Raw genomic sequence first — 19,234 nt, 5'->3', positions numbered from 1 at the left:
GTTTTTCAGGTCTCGGTGGTACGATGTACCACTCCAAAACCGACGCGTACCACTTTCGATATGGCAGCTATCAGGGCAAGAAAACTGGCGGATGGGTCTGTGAGCTACACCGCTCAGATCCGCATCAAGCGTGACGGAGTGCAAGTCTACCAAGAGAGCCAGACCTTCGCCCGGAAACACGCTGTACAGGCTTGGGCGCGTAAGCGTGAAACGGAACTGGATGAACCAGGTGCGATCTAGCGGTCGCAGCGTAAAGGTGAGCGCAAGCTCCCGACACGGCAAATTTTCTTGAGTTCTATCAGCACATCACGGACTTGGATCGAGAGGTGCTGCTCGTATGGTTTCGGCTTTTGCAAAAGCCGCGAGCATTGATGGGAAAAAGGAGAACGGCTGACCTGGTCAATGACTGCTCAGGTGGGTAGGCGCAATACGCCGACCACGATGGCCGGCTTTTTCATGGATATAGAAAGGAGCGGTTCAAATGGCTTTGAAGCCCTGCAAGTCTTGCAAACATAAAGTAGATATTTCAGCGAAGGTTTGTCCCAGCTGTGGCGTTGCCGATCCGGGAGTCACCTTGGGCCAGAAGATCGGCGGGTTTGTCATTCTGGTAATCATCATCGCTGTGACAGTGTCGATGTGCTCAAGGGATAACAAAGACGAGCCTATCGAAAAGGTAACGCAGAGTGTTGCGACCAAGGCTTACACGATCACTAAAGACGATTTCCAAGAGGGACGACCTCGTAAAGTTGAAGTCGTATTACCCAAGGGTGTAAGTGATGCGGAGCTGGCTGAAGTGGCTAAGGCCGTTCGCGCCGATACAAAGTCGAAGCCCAAGACGACATTCATCGGCTTCAGGATCGAAGGCCAAAACGACAAGGCCTACTGGGCCAATGCCAGTTTTGACCCTGACTACAAAAGCTCGCTCATCGGCCTTAGCGCGCAGGACTATGAAACTCTGAAGGGGCTGGACCTGAAGGAGTATCCAGATCGCCTTGGTTCCTGGTTACGCGACGGAGCCCTTGGTCATTTGGTCGTGTTGTACAAACGCGATGGCAAATATTCCATGGACCAAATCTTTGCAAGTGGTGGGAAAAATACATATAACTATCGAGCAAAGAAGCTTGCTGATGGTGAACTACGCCTAGATGAGCCAGACAATATGTTCAATGAGTACTACATAGTCGATGCAAAAGGGAATTTGCAGGGATGGGGTGAGAACGGTGTCTACATGACCCTGCCGCCGCGTCCGGTACTGTAAAACCCGGCGCAACTGTTACTTACATTCCAATGTGGTGCATAGGTACGGGAGTAGCCATCTGGGAGGTGACACCCATTCAGTCCGGACCCAAATAATTTGGTGGGGCTGGTGGCACAGAAAAACGTGCTGAGAATGGGTGACTCCCGGGCGGTTCAGGTGCTGCGAATGGCGCCCCGCCCATCACAAGGAATGGAGTACGCACGATGGAAAACCTTACCTCTTTTTGCAGCTTCTCGCGAAGCTAGGACGACCAGCAGCGCCAAGACGTGCTGAGGATCATAGAGGCGTTTGTGCAGTTATGAAGTAAGGCAAGTTCAAGTAGGGGGCCGGTATCTTACTGGGGCCTTAAGATAAAAAAACCGATGAATCTTGTGGTCGAACTATAAGGTTATTAACTAGGATGCATCTGTTGAAAGAAGAGATTAAGCATAAGCCACTTTCACAAACAGTTTCTTTTTGGTTGGCTCTCGCTACGCCTATATGTCTGGGGCTTGTGCTAGGAATAATTATTGGTGTGAATTCTTCGCTGGGCGATATTTGCTTTGCGTCTGATTGTGTTAATTATTTTATTGAGGTGTATAAGGTTCCGCTTGCAATTTCAGGTTTTTCCTTGCCGCTTGTTGCTATGGTCGCTGCAATTCAGCGATCGAAAGAAGCATTTGTGCAAATCCGAATTGGACATCAGCAATACTACGAAGCTGTGAAAAATAATAGGGTGGGGAACTTTCTTAAGCATAGAGAAGGATTTTATAAGCTTGTAGAAAACTTTTGCGATGTAGAGTCTGATAATCGAGTCAAATGCACGGTTCGGGTTGATGTTGGTTATCTTTATATGAAGCTTTTTCCAAGGCATAGCTTCAATTCTTTAGAGTTTGATCAGGAGCAAAGTGAGTGGTGGGTGAGGTTGCGTGATAGTTTTCAACGGATGGATAATAACATAAGCAATGGAGAGGTGTTTTCCGGTGCTTTTGATTTGGGTAGTTTTCTTTATGATCTTCAAAGGGTTCAATATATTCTGACTATCCGTTTGAGTCCATCGATTTTTTGTGGTTATGAATGTGATGGACAAAAACTTGGCTCTGTTGTTCGTGGTGCTGAAGAAAATATCAATAATGTTATTGAGACTGCTGCTTTGGTTTTGAGGTTTTATTTGGCGCTAAGCTTTTATGGTGGTCATGAGGTTTCTCTTGGATCGCATAGTGTGTTTTATAGTCCGAGAATTTCTGAGATGCTTGAGGGAGCTGAAGTTAATGTGAAATTTGAACCGGTCAAACACGATATATAGATATTCGGCGCGGAGCGGGTGTGGGTTTGAAGTGATTTTAATTGCGATAAATAGGGGCGATATAGTATTTCCTCCACTTTCCCATTCCCGGGAAATAATTCACGTTTCTATCTTTTAGGGTGTACAGCAATGGAGGCGCTAGGGCTTAGTGTAGTCACCAGTCGTCACCGTTTTCTCTACCCCGGTTTTCTGGTCGCGCTAGTATGCGATGATCCCGTGCAGTCTGGCATGTACACTTCTGCCAGATCCTCGACGGTTTCGAACGCGTCAAATAGAGCTGTGCATGTCAGTGCAGAGTGAGCAGTAGTGCAACTATTCAGTGGTAATTGAACTGGCCCTGCACAAGCATGAGTGAATTGTCGTGCGTTTGTTCAGATGAATAGGTGATTTGCATAATAAAGATATCGTCCGTTTTCAACAGAATATTTGCTTGGAAATAGTTCTAGCCCGACTTGGTGTCAGGCTAGTTGATTTTGAGAAGGTTTGCGCAGTGTCTGTATTTTTGAGGCTGCTTAGTAATCATCTATATTTAGATGAATATTGCAGAACTCGGATGCACCGGGCAGGTCTGGGAAAAGCGTAGAGTGGTTTATGTTCATTCTGTTAAGGTATTGAAGGCATTCATTTATACCTTCCGTTGGGATCATTATTTTAAGAAGGTCGATTTCGTCACTGCCCGGGGTGCAATGGCTATTTATCCATGATTCAATGTCTACGTTATTCGGGCCTCGGGTGAACAGTCCGCGTTGACTAACCAGTCTCGCATTTTCGTCACTCAGGGGGCGAACTATTTTTATTGTTTGTTTTCTTCCGTTTACTAAAGGCAAATTTTCGTTTGCAATGATTTTTGCGTTCATGTCTTTTATTGATCCTTGCGAAATTGCAAAGACCGTTAGAAATGGGGTTTTTTCAAGCTTTGCTGAGTTAGCTGCAAAATATAAAGCTACAAAAGGAGACTCTGTCCAATCGAGCAGTGGCGTAGCGAGTCCGTGATGCTGCCCTAACGCCCACCAATCATTCTCATCCTCCATCTTGGGCGGGTTTGAACCACGGCGCCCACGAGTCTCAAACTTAAATCGTTCCAAGTGTTTAGCGCGCTTGTAAGATTTTGGGTTTTTAATCAATCTGTCAATCGTTGGTTCAAGCTTCCATTCACTATTCCCATGCCCTCTGTAAACATAATCCACATAACCCAGCATTTCTTGGTTGATGAAGTCAGAGAAATATTTCCACGAAGCTAGTTTGAAAACTTCTATCCCTTTATTAAGGTTTGTTGAGGTCCATCTTGAGGTTCTTCCCACGGTGCATCACCCAGCGACTGTTATGGAAAATAACCTCTATCGTACAGCACGCAGAAGATGGTTCCTATATGCTAGGGGATACGGAGCTGTCCAAATTTCGAAGACACGCATGTTAAAATTTTCTAGTCTTTAGCAATTAATCAAATCCATTCACGATCCACAGCTTTCTTCTCTGTTCGCTCAGTGGCATACAACCATCGCAACCATCGCAACCATCGCAACCATCGCAACCATCGCAACCGTCGCGGCTTACTCTGATCCCCAGCCGTCACGGTCTTTTCCGTTCCAGTCTTTTTGTCGCGGTAGTACGCGATGATACCTGCGAAGACTCGCTTGTTCTCCTCCGCCAGATCCTCAACAGGGTCCTCCGGTAACTTGCTCTCTAGCTCAAGGCTGACGGTGTAACCGCTGTTCGCGGTTAGCGGGTGTTGCACATTCCCGCCGTACCAGATGATTTCGTCGATCTCAGGTTTCACACCTTCCAGCGTATAGGTCAGCTCAGATAACGAGGGACGCGCAGGAGTTGAACGAGAGAAATTCGTTAAAGTTCGTTGGCGGTGAGGTGAAGTACTACGGCCAAAGGTGGACTTCTGTGTACTCTTTCATTCGGAAAAGCACGTCTGGACTTCCAATGTCCTGGGAGAGGATGCCGCCTTGAAAGCTTGGTTTGCTTTTTTTCACTCGTCACTAAGGGGCGGAGCTTGGTCTACCTGCACCGGCTCGTACCATTGCTCAAACCCATATTCACCGAATTCCCAACAGTCGAGGTAACCACCGATGTAGTTTGAATCGCTCGCTATGTCTTCCAGAATATGCTTGCGAATAAACTCTTTGGCTCCGCGGACTGGTTTACGCCCTCGGCTGCGGGGGGCGAGGACTCGTTCTACGGCCTCAACTTCCACACTCGCTTCCTTCATTGCAGCCTCAGCCTCGGCCAGCAGCTTTGTCTGGCCTAATACCACTATCTCCCCGTGATCCAGTTTGCGAATCGAATGGACGGCCTTGCACGGCAGCTCACTCATATCCAGATCAAGCTGGACGTGGTACAGCTCGTGAATTCGCTTCTCCCAGCAAAATAGCGAAATTGCCATCTCGCACTGAATAGATGCGAAAGTGCTTCGGTCAAGAAGACGATGTCCGGAGACGTCTTTCAACGCTCTGGTAATCACATGGGAGATGACTTCCATCTGGAAGGATGCGCTCAGCTTGGGAAGATTCTGGCCTTTGAACACTATGTCTTCAGCCCAAATCTCGGCGGAATTATGCCGGATAGCCGTAGGCGCGCAGTGCTTGACGACCTGGTAGGTCCTGTGTGCAAAGGTATAACGAAGCTTACCTAGGTGCTCCTGAATGCCATTTAGCATGTGATTGAAGGTAAGCGCGCTGCCTGCGAATGCGATTCCGCAGGTGCTCTTGAATGTTTCGTGATAGTCGGTGAAATATCCCTCGGAATCGAAGCTCGGTGACCAGACTCGAACAGGAATAGCGCGTATTTTTTTGTACGTGTCGATTAAGCGGTCTCGCTTTTGAGTCCTTTCATTGTACTGGGAAAGTAAGGTGTCACCGACAATGAACGTATCGTCGTAGCGGGCACGTCCAAAGAACTCCTGACCAGAATACCCGGCGACTATCAGCGTCATTTGCATTCCTCTGCCTATTTTTCGGAGCAGCATTCTAGCCTTGGTCGTACACCAGCACTCATCTTTTGTATAACGCAAACCCCAAGGTCTTGGCAGAGAAAGTATTGCTGCTCCATTGGCTGGATAGACCATTACGCTCCATATGGGGTGAGAGAAAGACTAAGATTTACTACGTTCTCCAGAGGGCGAGGCGGGAAGCGCCGGCTGACCCGGCGCGACTAGGTGGACTTTAACTCGCTATGTAGGCGCTAGGCTGATTGGTAGGATTTAGCTAGCGTTTAAGGGGAGAAAGAGTACTGACGTGGTTCAAGCTATGCCACACGGGTCAGAAGTCGCCATTATCCTGCCATTGGCTCCGTCTGCGAGTGACCTTGTAGGGAGTGCATTTCACCTCAACTTTCTCAACATGATGGACCTCCACCGACTCCGGAAGGACCTCAAGGGTGTATTGAGTCGGCGCTGAATCGGACTGGTCAGAATCTAGGTGGAGGTCCCAGAACATTTCTCCCAGCGAAATTGATCTTGCAGCAACGCCATTATGGCTGTCAGGAGGGGGGATCACTTCGCTGACATCAAACTCAGGATGGGGACCATCTTCGTCAAAACCAACTGTAGTTGCGCTGAGTTCCGTTCCTGCAGGTAGGTCCATTTCTCGAACTCGCGAGGCCTTGTGGAACAGGACAATGTTTCGCCCTCCAGTTGCTTGCGTTGACTCGAAAACAATACCGTCAAGTACGGGGGTATTTTCGGTGGCGAGGAAATCGGACACCGCTTGTGTCGCTAGGTAATCGAGTTCTTGGTCAGCCGGCATCACTGGACGAGTCAATTTTTTACCCAGAGTGCGAAGAAACGCGACGCGGTTCAAACTCTGGACTAGATTGGGATCGAACACACTTCCGCCGATGTGGGTCTTCTCGAGAGCGGATAGGTCAAGAAGACGCAACGGTCGAATGATCTTGAATGCAGCTAGCGCAACGTCGCTGCCAACTGGCGGGCGGACCTCCGCGAGAGCAACTTTCTGTGCCGTTGCGCCGTAGAAAACGGATATACCACGGGCGTTCATTCTCCCTGACGCGGCGAAGCGGCCCGGTGGCGAACCCAGCTCCTTATCGGGTCTGCACATCGCCGGCTTCAGAGCTTCGTGAGACTGAAAAACCCTCGCCCTGTAAAGTACGCTGATTGGCGTATCAGGCCCTGCATCTACAACTAAGGGAGTACTCTCCCATGTATTGAGAAGGTCAATATCACCGAAAACGGCACCAAGGTGGGCTGCTGCATTACGGCTAAAATACCGCGATTCTGTTTGCAGGCTCCTCTCAAATTTCTCCCACTTGAACTGCCACTCCAAGTCACTAAATCCCTTGAGTTCATAGTAGGACTCAGAGTCGAATTCAGCTTCCCCTCCCAGCTGCTCCATTCCCTGGTCGCAGTATTTTTCGCTCAGTAGATTGAGCACGTCTGACGCCGCCGAATTAGGAATTCCTGCTGTATCCTCAATGGCAGATAGAACCGGTTCGCCACCGCGCTCCCAGTCGTACTGGGATTCCCCGTCCCGGAGAAGAGCATATTGCCATTCGTTTGGTTCTGGTGACGTGCGTATGTAGTGCTCTTGAAATGCTATCTCTATCCGATCAGCGAGCGCTTGTAGCGGCCAGCCCGGGAGAATACTGCCGCAGTATGAACACTTCGCAGCATCAGAGTCCTTTATTTCATTTGTAAGGATGTGGTCGCCTACGCATTGGTGACAGATGCGCAAAATGTTTGAATCAAATTCCATGAATGCCCTCCTGAACTTGCTGAGCATCATCCATTTTGGGGAGGCACTCAGCAACTGAAGCTTTCGGCAGGCTGCAGAGATTTAAACCTTAAACGTGTCGCCGGAGGGGCATGTCATTGGCGCCCTAGCGTCAATTTTTGTTTTGCTTGCTCAAGGGTTGAGATCTGCACCACTGCTCGGACAGTGCACGTCCGCCTTTGTCCGATATCTGCCTGATGCAAAGGCTGCCGGATGTAAACGCAGTTTGCCCAGAGAAAAGGGTAGTTAAGAAGGCGTGGTGGTACAGAATTGGTACAGGAAAAATCGAAGGTTACTGTAAGCCTTTGTTTTAATGGTCCTTGTAGTTAATCGTTCCAATCCATCATCGGAACGACGGAAGGTGCTTGGAAAAGGACCGCGGTGTCCGATGCACTGATGACAGTATTAAGTCGATCCGCGTGCTCGTAGAGCCTTTCCAAACGGAAAAAACGTGGTTGTTTAAATGAAACCTGTTGCTGCAGTCCTTAGCCTACATCACCTTGCGCCTCCCCCTACACCTAAGACAGAATCCCCCGGCTTGTGCCTCTAGCCCGCAGGTTCTATCGTCCCTACGTCACTGAAAACCAGTGATCGGGTTTGGTAGCCCGTCTCCGTCAGAAGCACAAGACTACTGTCTTGCGAGGGCGTTTCTCGTCTTCGTTTTATGGTGGTCATGCGCGGGGCGTCTTCGGATGCGCCGGGGTTCCTGACGACCGGTCTACCAACCTGCGTATGGCCTCCACCCTTCGTTTGGTAGCGAGAGTGATGGCTCCTTTTCGTTTATCCGTCAGGAGTTACACCATGTTCAAACCAACACCGAATCCACCAGAAACCGATCCCGCATCCCCCTACGAATCCCTCAACTCCAAAAAACTCCACGAAGCCGCCGAGCGCGCGCTCGATCACTACCTCCTTCCCGCCGGCCACATCATGTCCAGCGTCAACGAGCCCGAGCGTATGTACCTCGCCAACCCGAAGTACGACTCAGAATCCCTCTTGGCCAACGCCAGTGAAACGCTGAGTTCCGCCTCGGAAATGCTCAACAACTTCGCCGCGACGCTCGACCCCTCGCACCGCAAAACCGCGCTGGGCATTGCGCAGGTGGTGATGTTGGGCGAGTTGGCGGTGAATCAGGCGTTGGATAACGTTGAGGTGAAGGCGTAAAGCCTGTCCCGCCGTGGGCAGGTGAAATGCTCGTTCACTGATAACCAAAAGCCGTCACTTTTCAGGTGACGGCTTTCGTTTGCAGCTCTAGCCAAACTGACTAGCCGATTCAACCGCAGATTTCGGCTTCCTCAACCGCGTCAACTGGTAAGCAATCGCCAACCAGACAAACCACCCCGGCATCACCATCAACGCAATCCGCGTGTCAGGCCGCAACGCCAGCAACCCCAGCACAAAACCCAAAAACGCCAACGAGAACCACGCCATCGGCACACCACCGGGCATCTTGTAAGCCGACTTCGCATGCAGATCCGGACGTTTTTTGCGGTAGGCGATGTAAGACGCGAGGATGGTCGACCAGGTGAAGATCACCAGAATCGCCGACACGGTGGAGACGATGGTGAACGCGGTCATGACTTCCGGCACGATGAACAGCACCAGCACGCCGACCAGCATCAACAGCGTGGTGAACGCCAGGCTCAGCAGCGGCACGCTGTTGCTCGACAGTCTCCGGAATATACCGGGAGCATTGTCCTGATTGGCCAGCCCGAACAGCATGCGGCTCGATGAAAACACGCCGCTGTTGGCCGAGGAGGCCGCCGAGGTCAGGACCACGAAGTTGACGATGCCGGCCGCTGCGGGAAATCCGGCGACGAGGAACAGTTCGACAAACGGGCTTTTGACGGGGGAAACCTGCTGCCACGAGGTCACGGCAATAATGCAGGTCAGCGCGAGGACGTAGAACAGGATGATCCGCAGCGGAATCGAGTTGATCGCTTTGGGCAGGGTTTTCTCCGGCGAGCGGGTTTCGGCGGCGGCGGTGCCGATCAGCTCGGTGCCGGCGAAGGAGAAGATCGCCATTTGAAATCCGGCGAAGAAGCCGAACAAGCCGTTAGGGAACGCTGCCTGTTTGTCCACCAGGTGACTCAGGGACGCGGTGACGCCGCTGGGCGAGACGAAGGAGCTGGCGATCAGCACGGTGCTGACGCCGATCAGGGTCACGACGGCAATGATCTTGATGATCGCGAACCAGAATTCCACTTCACCGAACAGCCTGACGGTCAGCACGTTGAGGGCGAACAGGGTCGCCAGCATGCCGACGGCGGGTATCCACGCCGGTACGTCGGGGAACCAGTACTGGAAGAAGCCGCCAACCACGACGGCATCGCCGATCACCGCCACGCTCCAGCTCAGCCAGTACGACCAGCCGAGGAAGAACGCCGCGCGCGGGCCGAGGTAGGCGCCGGCGAAGTCGGCGAAGGTTTTGAAGTTGAGGTTGGACAGGAGCATTTCGCCCATGGCGCGCATGACGAAAAACACGAACAGGCCGATGATCATGTAGATGAGGATGATCGACGTCCCGGAGAGCGCGATGATCTTCCCGGAGCCCATGAACAGGCCGGTTCCGATGGCACCGCCCATGGCCATTAACTGGATGTGACGATTGCTGAGCGTGCGCTGCAGCGCGGGCTGTTCAGGCAGCCCGGAAGGGTTCGATTTCATTGCAAAACCTCTTGATTTTATGTTTTTGAGTTTTGGCAGAAAGTAGGTGTCGAGCGTTCTTGTTAGAGGTGCAGCGGCTGATCACAAGGTGAATCGCCCCCTGTGGCTTGGGGGCGGTGATTGCGATCAACTGACGGTGCGCAGACGCGAGGCTTTGGCCGGTTGCGGATCCAGCAGTTGAAAGAGGTTTTTGATGTTGGCCGGCGTCGGCACCAGGTGGATGCGCTGGCCGATTTGCTGTGCCTGAGCCAGGTCTTTCAGGTAACGCAGTGAGGAAAAGTCCTCAAGGGCAAAACCCACCGAATCGAACACCGTCACCTGCGCATCGTTTTCGCGTCCGGCGACTTCGCCCTGCACAATGCGGAAAAACTCGATCACCGGGGAGTCGGCTTCCAGTTGCTGAATGTCGCCCTCAATGCGCGTCTGCGGCTCGAATTCGACGATGACCCGGGCGTTACGCAGGATGTCGGCGTGCAGTTCGGTTTTACCCGGGCAGTCACCGCCGACCGCGTTGATGTGCATGCCGGGCTCGATCATTTCCGGCGTCAGAATCGTTGCGTAGGCTTTGTCGGCGGTGACCGTGGTGACGATGTCCGCGTCCTTTACCGCGTCCTTCACCGAGCTGGCCAGAATCACTTGGATGTCCGGGAACGCCGCGAGGTTGTGCTTCAACTTGAGCGACGCTTCGCGATCGATATCGAAGATGCGGATTTCGTTGATGCCCAACATTTCATGAAAGGCCAGCGCCTGGAATTCACTCTGCGCACCGTTGCCGATCAGCGCCATCGAGGTCGCACCCGGGCGAGCCAGCGATTGCGCGACCAGCGCGGAGGTGGCCGCCGTGCGCACGGCGGTGGTCAGAGTCAGTTCGCTGAGCAGCGTCGGATAGCCACTCTGCACATCCGCCAGAAGACCGAAGGCCATGACCGTGAGCAAATTCTGCTGACCGTTGTTCGGGTGGCCGTTGACGTATTTGAACGAGTACTGCCGGCCGTCGTCGGTGGGCATCAACTCGATCACGCCGTCTGCCGAGTGATTGGCCGTGCGCGGCGATTTATCAAACTGCGCCCAGCGTGCGTAGTCCGCTTCGATATAGCCGGCCATTTCGCGAATGGCGCGGCGGATACCGACTTGGGTGAACAGGCGTGCAGCCTCATCGACATCAATAAAAAGCGTCATGGTCTTGTTCTCCGATCCAGTCATTGAAAGGTTTTAAAGCGGGTGCGGTTCAGCTGCGTTTGCTCTCGAAACCGTGCAGCACGTTGACGGCGTTGATGCCGATTTCATCGACCATGTAGCCGCCCTCCATGACGAACAGGGTCGGGCAGCCGACGCTGGCGATCAGTTCGCCGATGCCAATGAAATCATCGCTTTCCAGCAGGAAGTGGCTGATGGGGTCGTCCTTGAACGTGTCGACACCGAGGGAAATCACCAGCACTTCAGGCGCGAACTGCTGGAGCTTTTTGCAGGCGTGGAGCAGGGCGTTGCGATAGCTCTCCCAGGTGGTGTTTTTCGGCAGGGGATAGTTGAGGTTGTAACCCTCGCCGACACCCGCGCCGACTTCGTGGCTGTAACCTGAAAAGTACGGATAGGACACCGCCGGTTCGCCGTGCAACGACACGAACAGGACGTCGCTGCGTTGGTAGAAAATGTTCTGCGTGCCGTTGCCGTGGTGGAAGTCGACATCGAGCACCGCGACACGTTTGGCGCCCTGGGTGATGGCTTGTTGCGCGGCAATGGCGGCGTTGTTGAGGTAGCAATAACCACCCATATATTCGCGCGCGGCGTGATGGCCGGGCGGGCGGCACAGGGCGAAGGCGCTGTCGTGGCCTTCATCGATCAACGCCAGGCCGGTGAGGGCGATGTCGGCGCTGGTTTTCACCGCTTGCCAGGTCGTTGCGGTGATTGGCGAGCCGGCATCCATGGCATAGAAGCCGAGCTTGCCGTCGATGAACGTTGGCACCTCTTCGCCGGCCAGATCGCGCACCGGCCAGACCAGCGGCAAGGCGTCGTGAGTGCGACCGGTTGCGCACCATTCGCCCCAGGCAGTTTCGAGAAAACTGACGTAGCGCTCGCTGTGCGCGTTGACGTAGCACGAGCGGTCAAATGCGCGCGGTTCGACGATCTGCCCGAGGCCGACCTGTTTGACCCGGTTGTGCACGGTATCGGCGCGACTCGGTTGTTCGAACGACGGTTTGAGCGCGCCGTCTTTCAATTCGGTGCCGTGGTGCAAACGGTGGGAATCACTGAAAACTGTAAACATTCTGCGCATCCGTTATTGTTAGCCAGTGCAAATATTCTGTTCCGGCTGGGCTGCGCTTTCTTTGCTTTCTTTTCGTGTTTAAGTTGATTATTCGGGCGTTTTTACTCAGGAATGGCGTTATGCAGAAAAAAATATCCAAACGCATCAGCCTCGACGAGACCGACCTGGCGATTCTTGAGTTGTTGCAGGAAGACGCGAGTATTTCCAACGCTGAACTCAGCGAGCGGCTGTCGCTGAGCCTTACGCCGTGCTGGCGGCGGCGCAAGCGCATGGAGGAAGCGGGGGTGATCAAGGGCTATCAGGCCAACCTTGATCGGCGAATGCTCGGCCTGGATATCATGGCGTTCGTGCACATTCGTTTTTCCACCCATGCCGACCACGCGCCCGACGCCTTTGAGGCGGTGATTGCGCAATTGCCGCAGGTGGTGGCCTGTCACAAGATCACCGGCGATGCCGATTATGTGTTGCAGGTGTTGGCAGAGGATCTTGATAGCTACAGCGACTTCATCGAGCAGGTGCTGAGGCGTCAGGTGGGGATTGCCTCCATTCAGTCCAGCCTAGCGTTGCGCGAGGTCAAGACCGGTAGCCGGATTGCGATCCCTAAATCGGGAAAGGATTGAGCGGGCAGGCTACTCAAGTTCCAAAATTAAACGCGATGGATATGCGCGGTCGCTTCCCTTCAAAGCGTCTTACCGAATGCATCAGCCATGAGGGGAACATGATGAACGTTCCGCTTTTGGCGGCGCAGACCGTGCTGAAGCCGGCAGTCAGGCAGTCTTCGACTCTCATGCGCAAGGCCGGGTTGTAGGCCGAAGCGACCATTCCGCGTGGGTCGATGAATTCCAGGTCTCCGTCTACGGTCGGGTCATCTTCTCGTCCGCCGGCATCGACCCAATAAACCCCGGACCAGAACGCGCCGGGGTGTCCATGAAGTGAATTGCTGTGACCCGCTTCATTTACATTGACCCAAGCGTTGAGCTTCCATTCGAAGTGCGGCTCGGTCAGCCCGTATTGGTCGCTATGAACGGCGGTGAGTTGGCCGGCGAATGCTTTGGCGAATTCAACCAGCGCTGCGCAGGCGTCCCCTTCCCAATTCGCGAAGTCATTGGCTGACTGCCAACCGCCGTCGTTGCTGCGTTGTGTACCGTTGCGATCTTGGGCCATGCGATCGGTGACGATGGCTTTCAACTCAGCATTGAGTTCTTCTGCGCCCGGGTACTGGAGACTCGCCAATGGAGTTGCGAACAGTCGTCGAATGTTTATCAGCTCTGGATCGACCAGTTGGATGCCCGATTGCATTTGAAGTTTGATTCCTTTCGGTGAGTTGCAATAACGATACCGAATGAAAAAATCAGTTGATGTAAACCTTTGTTAAACCCGATGGGGATATTGTAAATGTCGGAATTGCTGCGGCTTTGGCGCCAATCACGCAGCGCTGATCCGTTCGACTAAGGGCGCCAGGGCAGGGCGCTTGTTTTGCCATTCGTCTTTGGTGATGCCCAGCAGAACAACGTCGATCCGCACACCCTCCCTCAAGATGTTCTGCCGGCGAACGCCTTCAACCTCAAACCCGAACTTCTGGTGCATCTTCACCACCGCCGCGTTCATCGCCAGCACTTCGCAATTCAACTTCTCCAACCCTGCCACGCCAAACGCGTAATCGAGCATCCAGAACTCGACCACACTGCCCAAGCCCTTGCCCTGCAACCCGACGTCCAGATAAAACGCCCAGTCCGCGCTCTTGTGCAGAGCGTTGATCGCATTCAACGAAACAACCCCGACCGCTTGCTCATCCTTGATCACCACAAACACTTGCTGGCGTGGATTACCCTGCAAAGAGTTCAGCCAGTTGAAATGTTCCTGCTCACTGATTTCATGCGACGTGTACATGAACTTGCGCACGTCCGGCTGATTGCGCAGGGTGCGGACATGGGCCTGAATCGCAGGGCTGGCGTCGGTGAGTGGCAGGAATTGCATGGGGATGTCCTTGTCGGCGGATAAGCGATTCTGAACCGGCGCTGTCGATCAGCAAAGTTTCATCTTGCCGTACGCAGCGCGGGTCTAGGATGTTGGCACAAGATCGTCGCTGTTCATCCCGAGGGGAATCGTGCCATGCGCCTTAATGTCGTCAAAGTGCTGTTGATCGCCGCAGCGGTATCGGTGTTGAGTGCCTGTTCGGGCGCGGGTGGCTTGACCACCACCCGTTGTTTCTCCAGCGACTGTCAGTCGCCGGAGGGGCGCAACGCCAACACGTTGAAGTTTGGTGGCAACAGTATCGGCAGCAGTCTCAATCAGTACAGTTCTGGCATGTTGAAGGATGACTAGATAAATCAAATCCTGTATGTAAAAAGCCCCGCGGATGCGGGGCTTCGTGTTTAGCCGCTAGATTCAGTTCCAGGCGCCTTGTGGGCGGTTTGCACGCAGGTAGTCGGCAAATGGATCGCTGTTGGCAACTGCAACGCCGTGTTGTTCCAGATAGACACCCGGCTTGAAGTTCGTGCCTGGCGACGGCGGGTTGATGCCGCTCGCCCATGCCCGTACATAGCGTCGTACATCCTGCTCCTTGCTGTTGAACACGCCGGAATCGAGGATGGTTTTGACATCCAGTTTTTCCTGTTGCGCACGCACGGCCGCCTGAGTACCGATGGCTTCCAGTTCAGCGACATATTTGTCCATGTCGAAGTAGCTGGCGGACGCATCATGGCTGAGCGTGGCAGCCTGTTCGTACAATTGGCTGGAGTTGGCCAGGGCAAATATTTTCTGAACCGCGCTATCGACATCCAGGTAGTCAGCGATGCAAGACTCACGCAAGCCACACGTCGACAGAAAGTCGGAAATGCCTGTGGCCTTGTCGAAGCAAAGTACTGGAAGGCGAGCGCCCATAGCGTCGATGGCGACGTTTGGCAAAGGGTCCAGTCGGGACGAAATAAACAGCAGATCCGCTTCTTCGTAGGCAACTTCGATTGCCGATGTTTCATCCAGCATCACGAAACGATCCTGCAGCCCGGATCGCTTGATCTGGTCGGCCAGATATACCGAATAGCCATCTTCTACATCAGGGTTGAAACCCTTGCCGATCCAGACAAAGCGAAACTTCTCGCCGCCAGGTGTCAGCATGGTTTTGATGGCGCACTGAATGAAAAGATCGGCACCTTTGCGGAAGTTGACGTAGCCGGCGCCGAGGATCACGAACTTTCTGTCGGTGTCGCTGGCAGGGCGCATTTTGTTGCGCAAGTAGTTGGCGTCATCTTGCTTCTTTTGCGCATCGGTTGCCTGCTGAGGCAGTACGCAGTGCCCCTGCGGAATGATGTGCGCGGTCAACGGCAGCAGGGCCGGGCAGGAGTCCTGTGCGCTTCTCCAGGTCAGGTCGGCGGAGAACACCAGGTCGCTGGACCACAGTTTCGCATCGCTGAACAATGCGTTCGACTGAGGGTAGGCAGACGCAAATTCGTGGATCAGAGGGATGGCGGGAACAAAGTGTCGGGCCAATGGCTCCAGAACGACACGGCATTCCATGCTGTTGACCAGTGCGAATTTGAAGTTGTAATCACTGCACAGTTTCTCGATGGCGAACTGTGTGTATTGAACGTTGTTCTTCAGCCGAGGGCTGGCCATTGTGGCGACGGCAGCGGCTTCGAAAGATTCAAGAAGTGCGCCTTGACCCAACAACAAAGCCACTACGTTGTAACGGCTGGCCAAGCGCTCGACCAGATTGAGTGCAAGTATTGGAGCACCGGAACGGGACGCTTCATGGCTGACCACCATGACTGTTTCGCGCGCCGGATCAAAAGCGCGGTTATTCGACAGCTTGATTTCTGGCAGGGTGACTATCCGCCAGCTTTCCTGATGACCGTGGTTCAGATAGTGAGCGACCGGATCCATGGCTGTACCCAGGTCCGGATTGAGCTTCAGGTACAGCGCTGGGTCGAAATTCGCCGGAAGCTTAACGCGATTGGCGACAGTAGCTTGACGTTTAGCAACCACTGGCTCAGCCACTTCAACGGCCGGGATGGCTGGAACGGCTTCGGTTTGAACAGAGATCAATGGCTCGCTTTGAACCGGAGCAGACACTTCAGGAGTTCTCAGGTTTTCTGATTCTTTGTTGGAAAACTTGAGAAGTTTTGAGAGAAACCTGTTGCGAGCCAAAATCTGTTCCTTTTAATTGAGCTGTATCAAAAACGAAGTCTACCGGGGAGATTACCCATGGAATGCAGAGGCTGCCGGGGTGCGCCTCTGGTTCTCTTTATTAAGCAATATCCGCGGTCAGCGCATGGCTGACAATTACTGCAATTTCGTCGTCAACCGAGCAGGGACGGTGCTTCCGTGCCGGTTGTGCATCATACACATTTTGTACAGCTTTCAGATGAATGTTGACATGCAAGGCAGGTGTTTTTTCAACTTCGTTACACAGTTGTGACCAGTTGATGATCATTTCTCGGGTGTTTACCGCAGAATCGCCAATACTTTGGCGATATTGGTGTACGGAACATTGACGCTTTGCGAATTGAGAGTGCTTCAAGAAGAGCTTGTCGGCGCCTGTGAAGTGGACTCGGTTTGAGACGCCAGTTTTAGAGGGGCGCAGGCACCGCAATCCATTCGCTCAAAGTTTTCTGGTAATTACCGGTGACCTTGTTCAAGTGCAGCCACTGATCGACATACAGTTTCCAGCTGATGTCATCGCGCGGTAGCAAGTAAGCCTTCTCACCATATTGCATGTACTGATGTGGATTCACCGCGCACAAGCCCGGTTTCAGTTTCTGTTGATACAGCGCTTCCGAGGCGTCGGTGATCATCACGTCGGCCTGGTTGTCGAGCAGTTGCTGGAAGATCGTCACGTTGTCGTGCAGGGACAGTTGCGCCTTGGGCAGGAAGGCGTGGACGAAGGCTTCGTTGGTGCCGCCGGCGGGTTCGACCAGACGCACGTTGGGCTGGTTGATCTGTTCGATCGTCTGGTACTTGCTGACATCGGCGCAGCGCACCAGCGGGATTTTGCCGTCGGTGTCGAGGGTATTGCTGAAGTAGGCTTTTTTCTGCCGTTCGAGCGTCACCGAGATGCCGCCCATGCCGATGTCGCACTTGCCGGCCTGCATGTCCGGCATCAGGGTTTTCCAGGTGGTTTGCACCCATTGCACTTTGACGCCGAGACTGTCGGCCAGTGAGCGGGCCATGGCGATGTCGATGCCTTCGAAGTCGCCATCGGTGGGTTTGAACGTGTAGGGCTTGTAGTCGCCGGTGGTGCAGACGCGCAACTGGCCTTGTTGCTGGATGCTGTCGAGGTGTGAAGGATTTTGCTCGGCGTGGGCGCCGGCGGCAACGGTCAGCAGCCCGCAGAGGATCATTGTGTTTTTTAGTGTTGTCATTGTGATCGGGGCCTGTGAAAAGGAAGGTGGCCCAGTGTAGTGAAAGGCTTTCCCGGGTGTCATCCCGCTTCCGGACCTAACGTGCAGACCCAATGCCCCGTTGCGCATCGTTTTTGCCGTAGATATTGAGTTCGGCGAATGCGCTCGCCGTACTTCAGGCGTAACGGGCCGGTGTCGGAGAATTTGATGCCGTTGCACGAACCCTGCGAATTTCTACGAAAGTGTGTCCTGAAGTGTTGGAAGGCATGCGCTGGAGGTTCCCGTTTGACTCATGTCGGGAGGGCTAACCAGCGCCAGCTTTCAGTTGGCTGAGTAGGGGATTACAGTTTTGACAGGTTCAGCCAATTGCTCAATGCGGCGTTGGAGTTGGAGGACCTGTGGCGAGAGATGAATCGGCTTGAGAACGGCTGAGCGCAAGTGCTCCCAGCCGACAACGTGTTCGGCACGCTGCTGCCAGGTCAGTACCGGCGCAAGCCTTGGACGCAAAGGTTTCTGAGTGACCTTGCTGTTGCGTGTCGCGATGCACAAGCGGGTGTAGCGAGGCAAGTCATACAGGTTCAATCGCTGCAGGTCTCTGCTGCACAGCAGCAAGATGTCGCCAAAGGCAAACAACGGAAACGCCGTGACTTCGACCTTTTGTTTTTCATTGAGTCTGGTTTGCCACTGCCGGTTATCCACATCGCTCAGGCTGATGTTTTCGTCGAGTATGAAACGCGCCGGCTGCTGACGAATCGCCAGATTCCCAGCGGCGGCGTTGGTGATACTTGGCATTGCACCTGGCGATAAAAGGAGAAACCCGCTGAACAGAACCAGTGCTGTTGCGATTGTGTAAGCGATACGCGCAAAGACATGACCTTTGCTGATGTAAAAAATGAAAACGGGGAGGAGACTGAAAATGAGTGTGCCAAGGGAAAACAGCCCGACAACCACTACCGCCTTCGCGTTATCTTCGCCGACGTAGGTCGAGATGATCAGCAATGTGGGGAGTGACGCACACAGAACGGCAAAGCCGATCATGCTACCGATCAAGAGTCGGAAACCGTTTTTCTTCCAGCCTCCCATTCGACGGGTGTTTTTGTTGAAAATCTTTCGAAAGCGTTTGAACAGGAAAAGTGCGAAGTAGACCAGCAGGGTCAAGGAAAAAACAAACAGCATCGAACCTGCGGCGCTGAATGTGTTCGGGAACCTGAAAAGCAGAAAAATGAAGGTTCCAAAGCCAAAAACCATAGGAAGCAGCAAAAAGGCAGCGATCTGTTTGTGCCTTCTTGGCACTTTTTCGAACATTGATACGGTAATACCGTAGAACCATGCGCTGGCGGAAAGTACGCCAAGGTAGCCCACCATGATCAGTACGATCAGTAAAAGCCAGATAGCCAGGGCTGACTTGGCATCGCTGCCTGCCAGGAACAGGTCGGTACGACCAATTGCCCGGGTGTAGACGTATAGCCCGAGAATTGCCAACCCTGCGCCGAGGAAGCCCAGAGTGACGGTGATCTGGCTCCAGTAATAAAGAACACGTTTGAAGTTGCGCTTAAAAAACTGGGTAAACGTTGGTGCGGTCGAAGCATCCATGCGTAAAGGCTTTCCATCGATTTTGGTTTGTGGGTCCTGTAACGACAAACGGCCAGAATTCTTTAGGAAGTCTGGCCGTTGAAATGGCGGGCC

General features: G+C 53.4%; 17 protein-coding genes and 2 pseudogenes. 6 read left to right on the top strand and 13 right to left on the bottom strand.

The genetic code is table 11. The annotated features are described in order from the left end of the window. Positions 1 to 60 precede the first annotated feature (60 nt). The 3 genes and pseudogenes from ACZZ0G_RS01985 to ACZZ0G_RS01975 form a co-directional block, all read left to right on the top strand. Positions 61 to 237: pseudogene (locus ACZZ0G_RS01985) on the top strand (site-specific integrase); the annotation flags it as partial. Between the two features lie 244 nt (positions 238 to 481). Continuing rightward, entirely contained in the window at positions 482 to 1,258 is a 777-nt protein-coding gene (locus tag ACZZ0G_RS01980) for a zinc ribbon domain-containing protein (protein ID WP_463555121.1), read from the top strand. Positions 1,259 to 1,667: 409 nt separating this feature from the next. Beyond that, the gene (locus tag ACZZ0G_RS01975) at positions 1,668 to 2,543 is read left to right on the top strand and encodes a hypothetical protein (protein WP_463555120.1); all 876 of its coding nucleotides are present in this window, start codon (positions 1,668 to 1,670) and stop codon (positions 2,541 to 2,543) included. A 512-nt stretch (positions 2,544 to 3,055) separates the two neighbouring features. Here the strand turns inward: ACZZ0G_RS01975 and ACZZ0G_RS01970 are convergent. The 4 genes and pseudogenes from ACZZ0G_RS01970 to ACZZ0G_RS01955 form a co-directional block, all read right to left on the bottom strand. Further along, positions 3,056 to 3,844: an FRG domain-containing protein gene (locus ACZZ0G_RS01970; protein WP_463555119.1), complete on the bottom strand. Its 789-nt coding sequence runs from the start codon at positions 3,842 to 3,844 to the stop codon at positions 3,056 to 3,058. 140 nt (positions 3,845 to 3,984) lie between these two features. Beyond that, positions 3,985 to 4,359 (bottom strand): annotated as a pseudogene (locus ACZZ0G_RS01965) (phage late control D family protein); the annotation flags it as partial. Between the two features lie 162 nt (positions 4,360 to 4,521). Continuing rightward, entirely contained in the window at positions 4,522 to 5,484 is a 963-nt protein-coding gene (locus tag ACZZ0G_RS01960) for a hypothetical protein (RefSeq protein ID WP_463555118.1), read from the bottom strand. A 325-nt stretch (positions 5,485 to 5,809) separates the two neighbouring features. Next, a complete protein-coding gene (locus ACZZ0G_RS01955; protein WP_463555117.1) occupies positions 5,810 to 7,261 on the bottom strand; it encodes an RES family NAD+ phosphorylase in 1,452 nt (483 codons plus the stop codon). Between the two features lie 819 nt (positions 7,262 to 8,080). Here ACZZ0G_RS01955 and ACZZ0G_RS01950 point away from each other — a divergent pair. Further along, positions 8,081 to 8,443 carry a DUF6124 family protein gene (locus ACZZ0G_RS01950; protein ID WP_463555116.1) on the top strand — a complete coding sequence of 121 codons (363 nt, stop codon included), beginning with the start codon at positions 8,081 to 8,083 and terminating at the stop codon, positions 8,441 to 8,443. Between the two features lie 87 nt (positions 8,444 to 8,530). On the opposite strand, the gene ACZZ0G_RS01945 is transcribed toward ACZZ0G_RS01950, so the two are convergent. The 3 genes from ACZZ0G_RS01945 to ACZZ0G_RS01935 all read right to left on the bottom strand — a co-directional run bounded on the left by ACZZ0G_RS01945 (position 8,531) and on the right by ACZZ0G_RS01935 (position 12,209). After that, positions 8,531 to 9,946 carry an amino acid permease gene (locus ACZZ0G_RS01945; protein ID WP_463555115.1) on the bottom strand — a complete coding sequence of 472 codons (1,416 nt, stop codon included), beginning with the start codon at positions 9,944 to 9,946 and terminating at the stop codon, positions 8,531 to 8,533. A 126-nt stretch (positions 9,947 to 10,072) separates the two neighbouring features. After that, positions 10,073 to 11,125, bottom strand: a complete 1,053-nt coding sequence (locus tag ACZZ0G_RS01940; RefSeq protein ID WP_463555114.1) for an ornithine cyclodeaminase — start codon at positions 11,123 to 11,125, stop codon at positions 10,073 to 10,075. A 49-nt stretch (positions 11,126 to 11,174) separates the two neighbouring features. Further along, entirely contained in the window at positions 11,175 to 12,209 is a 1,035-nt protein-coding gene (locus ACZZ0G_RS01935) for a histone deacetylase family protein (RefSeq protein WP_463555113.1), read from the bottom strand. Between the two features lie 119 nt (positions 12,210 to 12,328). Here ACZZ0G_RS01935 and ACZZ0G_RS01930 point away from each other — a divergent pair, with 119 nt between their 5' ends. Beyond that, positions 12,329 to 12,829, top strand: coding sequence for an Lrp/AsnC family transcriptional regulator (locus ACZZ0G_RS01930; protein ID WP_099756755.1), 501 nt, complete (start codon positions 12,329 to 12,331; stop codon positions 12,827 to 12,829). A 13-nt stretch (positions 12,830 to 12,842) separates the two neighbouring features. Here the strand turns inward: ACZZ0G_RS01930 and ACZZ0G_RS01925 are convergent, their stop codons facing one another. Next, positions 12,843 to 13,508 carry a TIGR02466 family protein gene (locus tag ACZZ0G_RS01925; protein WP_463555112.1) on the bottom strand — a complete coding sequence of 222 codons (666 nt, stop codon included), beginning with the start codon at positions 13,506 to 13,508 and terminating at the stop codon, positions 12,843 to 12,845. A 126-nt stretch (positions 13,509 to 13,634) separates the two neighbouring features. Beyond that, positions 13,635 to 14,186 (bottom strand): UDP-4-amino-4,6-dideoxy-N-acetyl-beta-L-altrosamine N-acetyltransferase, encoded by a 552-nt coding sequence (gene pseH, locus ACZZ0G_RS01920; protein ID WP_463555111.1) that lies wholly within the window; start codon positions 14,184 to 14,186, stop codon positions 13,635 to 13,637. Positions 14,187 to 14,321: 135 nt separating this feature from the next. Between pseH and ACZZ0G_RS01915 the strand changes: the two genes are divergently transcribed. After that, positions 14,322 to 14,534, top strand: coding sequence for a hypothetical protein (locus tag ACZZ0G_RS01915; RefSeq protein ID WP_463555110.1), 213 nt, complete (start codon positions 14,322 to 14,324; stop codon positions 14,532 to 14,534). A 63-nt stretch (positions 14,535 to 14,597) separates the two neighbouring features. Here the strand turns inward: ACZZ0G_RS01915 and ACZZ0G_RS01910 are convergent, their stop codons facing one another. From ACZZ0G_RS01910 to ACZZ0G_RS01895, 4 genes are all read right to left on the bottom strand, one after another. Then, entirely contained in the window at positions 14,598 to 16,253 is a 1,656-nt protein-coding gene (locus ACZZ0G_RS01910) for a glycosyltransferase (protein ID WP_463555109.1), read from the bottom strand. A gap of 202 nt (positions 16,254 to 16,455) precedes the next feature. After that, positions 16,456 to 16,641 (bottom strand): hypothetical protein, encoded by a 186-nt coding sequence (locus ACZZ0G_RS01905; protein WP_463555108.1) that lies wholly within the window; start codon positions 16,639 to 16,641, stop codon positions 16,456 to 16,458. Positions 16,642 to 16,777: 136 nt separating this feature from the next. Next, positions 16,778 to 17,569, bottom strand: a complete 792-nt coding sequence (locus ACZZ0G_RS01900; protein ID WP_463555107.1) for a transporter substrate-binding domain-containing protein — start codon at positions 17,567 to 17,569, stop codon at positions 16,778 to 16,780. A gap of 300 nt (positions 17,570 to 17,869) precedes the next feature. Continuing rightward, complete coding sequence (locus tag ACZZ0G_RS01895; RefSeq protein ID WP_463555106.1) at positions 17,870 to 19,141, bottom strand: hypothetical protein; 1,272 nt, start codon at positions 19,139 to 19,141, stop codon at positions 17,870 to 17,872. Positions 19,142 to 19,234: the final 93 nt, after the last annotated feature.

The organism is Pseudomonas sp. AC169, from assembly GCF_979258515.1.
Note: the sequence above shows the minus strand (reverse complement) of the source record. Positions and strands in the feature narration are given on the sequence as shown.

Excerpts from the sequence above, each read along its gene's own strand:
- ACZZ0G_RS01980 (WP_463555121.1), top strand. The coding sequence starts at position 482 with ATGGCTTTGAAGCCCTGCAAGTCTTGCAAACATAAAGTAGATATTTCA.
- ACZZ0G_RS01960 (WP_463555118.1), bottom strand. The coding sequence starts at position 5,484 with ATGACGCTGATAGTCGCCGGGTATTCTGGTCAGGAGTTCTTTGGACGT.
- ACZZ0G_RS01955 (WP_463555117.1), bottom strand. The coding sequence starts at position 7,261 with ATGGAATTTGATTCAAACATTTTGCGCATCTGTCACCAATGCGTAGGC.
- ACZZ0G_RS01950 (WP_463555116.1), top strand. The coding sequence starts at position 8,081 with ATGTTCAAACCAACACCGAATCCACCAGAAACCGATCCCGCATCCCCC.
- ACZZ0G_RS01945 (WP_463555115.1), bottom strand. The coding sequence starts at position 9,946 with ATGAAATCGAACCCTTCCGGGCTGCCTGAACAGCCCGCGCTGCAGCGC.
- ACZZ0G_RS01940 (WP_463555114.1), bottom strand. The coding sequence starts at position 11,125 with ATGACGCTTTTTATTGATGTCGATGAGGCTGCACGCCTGTTCACCCAA.
- ACZZ0G_RS01935 (WP_463555113.1), bottom strand. The coding sequence starts at position 12,209 with ATGTTTACAGTTTTCAGTGATTCCCACCGTTTGCACCACGGCACCGAA.
- ACZZ0G_RS01930 (WP_099756755.1), top strand. The coding sequence starts at position 12,329 with ATGCAGAAAAAAATATCCAAACGCATCAGCCTCGACGAGACCGACCTG.
- ACZZ0G_RS01925 (WP_463555112.1), bottom strand. The coding sequence starts at position 13,508 with ATGCAATCGGGCATCCAACTGGTCGATCCAGAGCTGATAAACATTCGA.
- pseH (WP_463555111.1), bottom strand. The coding sequence starts at position 14,186 with ATGCAATTCCTGCCACTCACCGACGCCAGCCCTGCGATTCAGGCCCAT.
- ACZZ0G_RS01915 (WP_463555110.1), top strand. The coding sequence starts at position 14,322 with ATGCGCCTTAATGTCGTCAAAGTGCTGTTGATCGCCGCAGCGGTATCG.
- ACZZ0G_RS01905 (WP_463555108.1), bottom strand. The coding sequence starts at position 16,641 with ATGATCATCAACTGGTCACAACTGTGTAACGAAGTTGAAAAAACACCT.
- ACZZ0G_RS01900 (WP_463555107.1), bottom strand. The coding sequence starts at position 17,569 with ATGACAACACTAAAAAACACAATGATCCTCTGCGGGCTGCTGACCGTT.
- ACZZ0G_RS01895 (WP_463555106.1), bottom strand. The coding sequence starts at position 19,141 with ATGGATGCTTCGACCGCACCAACGTTTACCCAGTTTTTTAAGCGCAAC.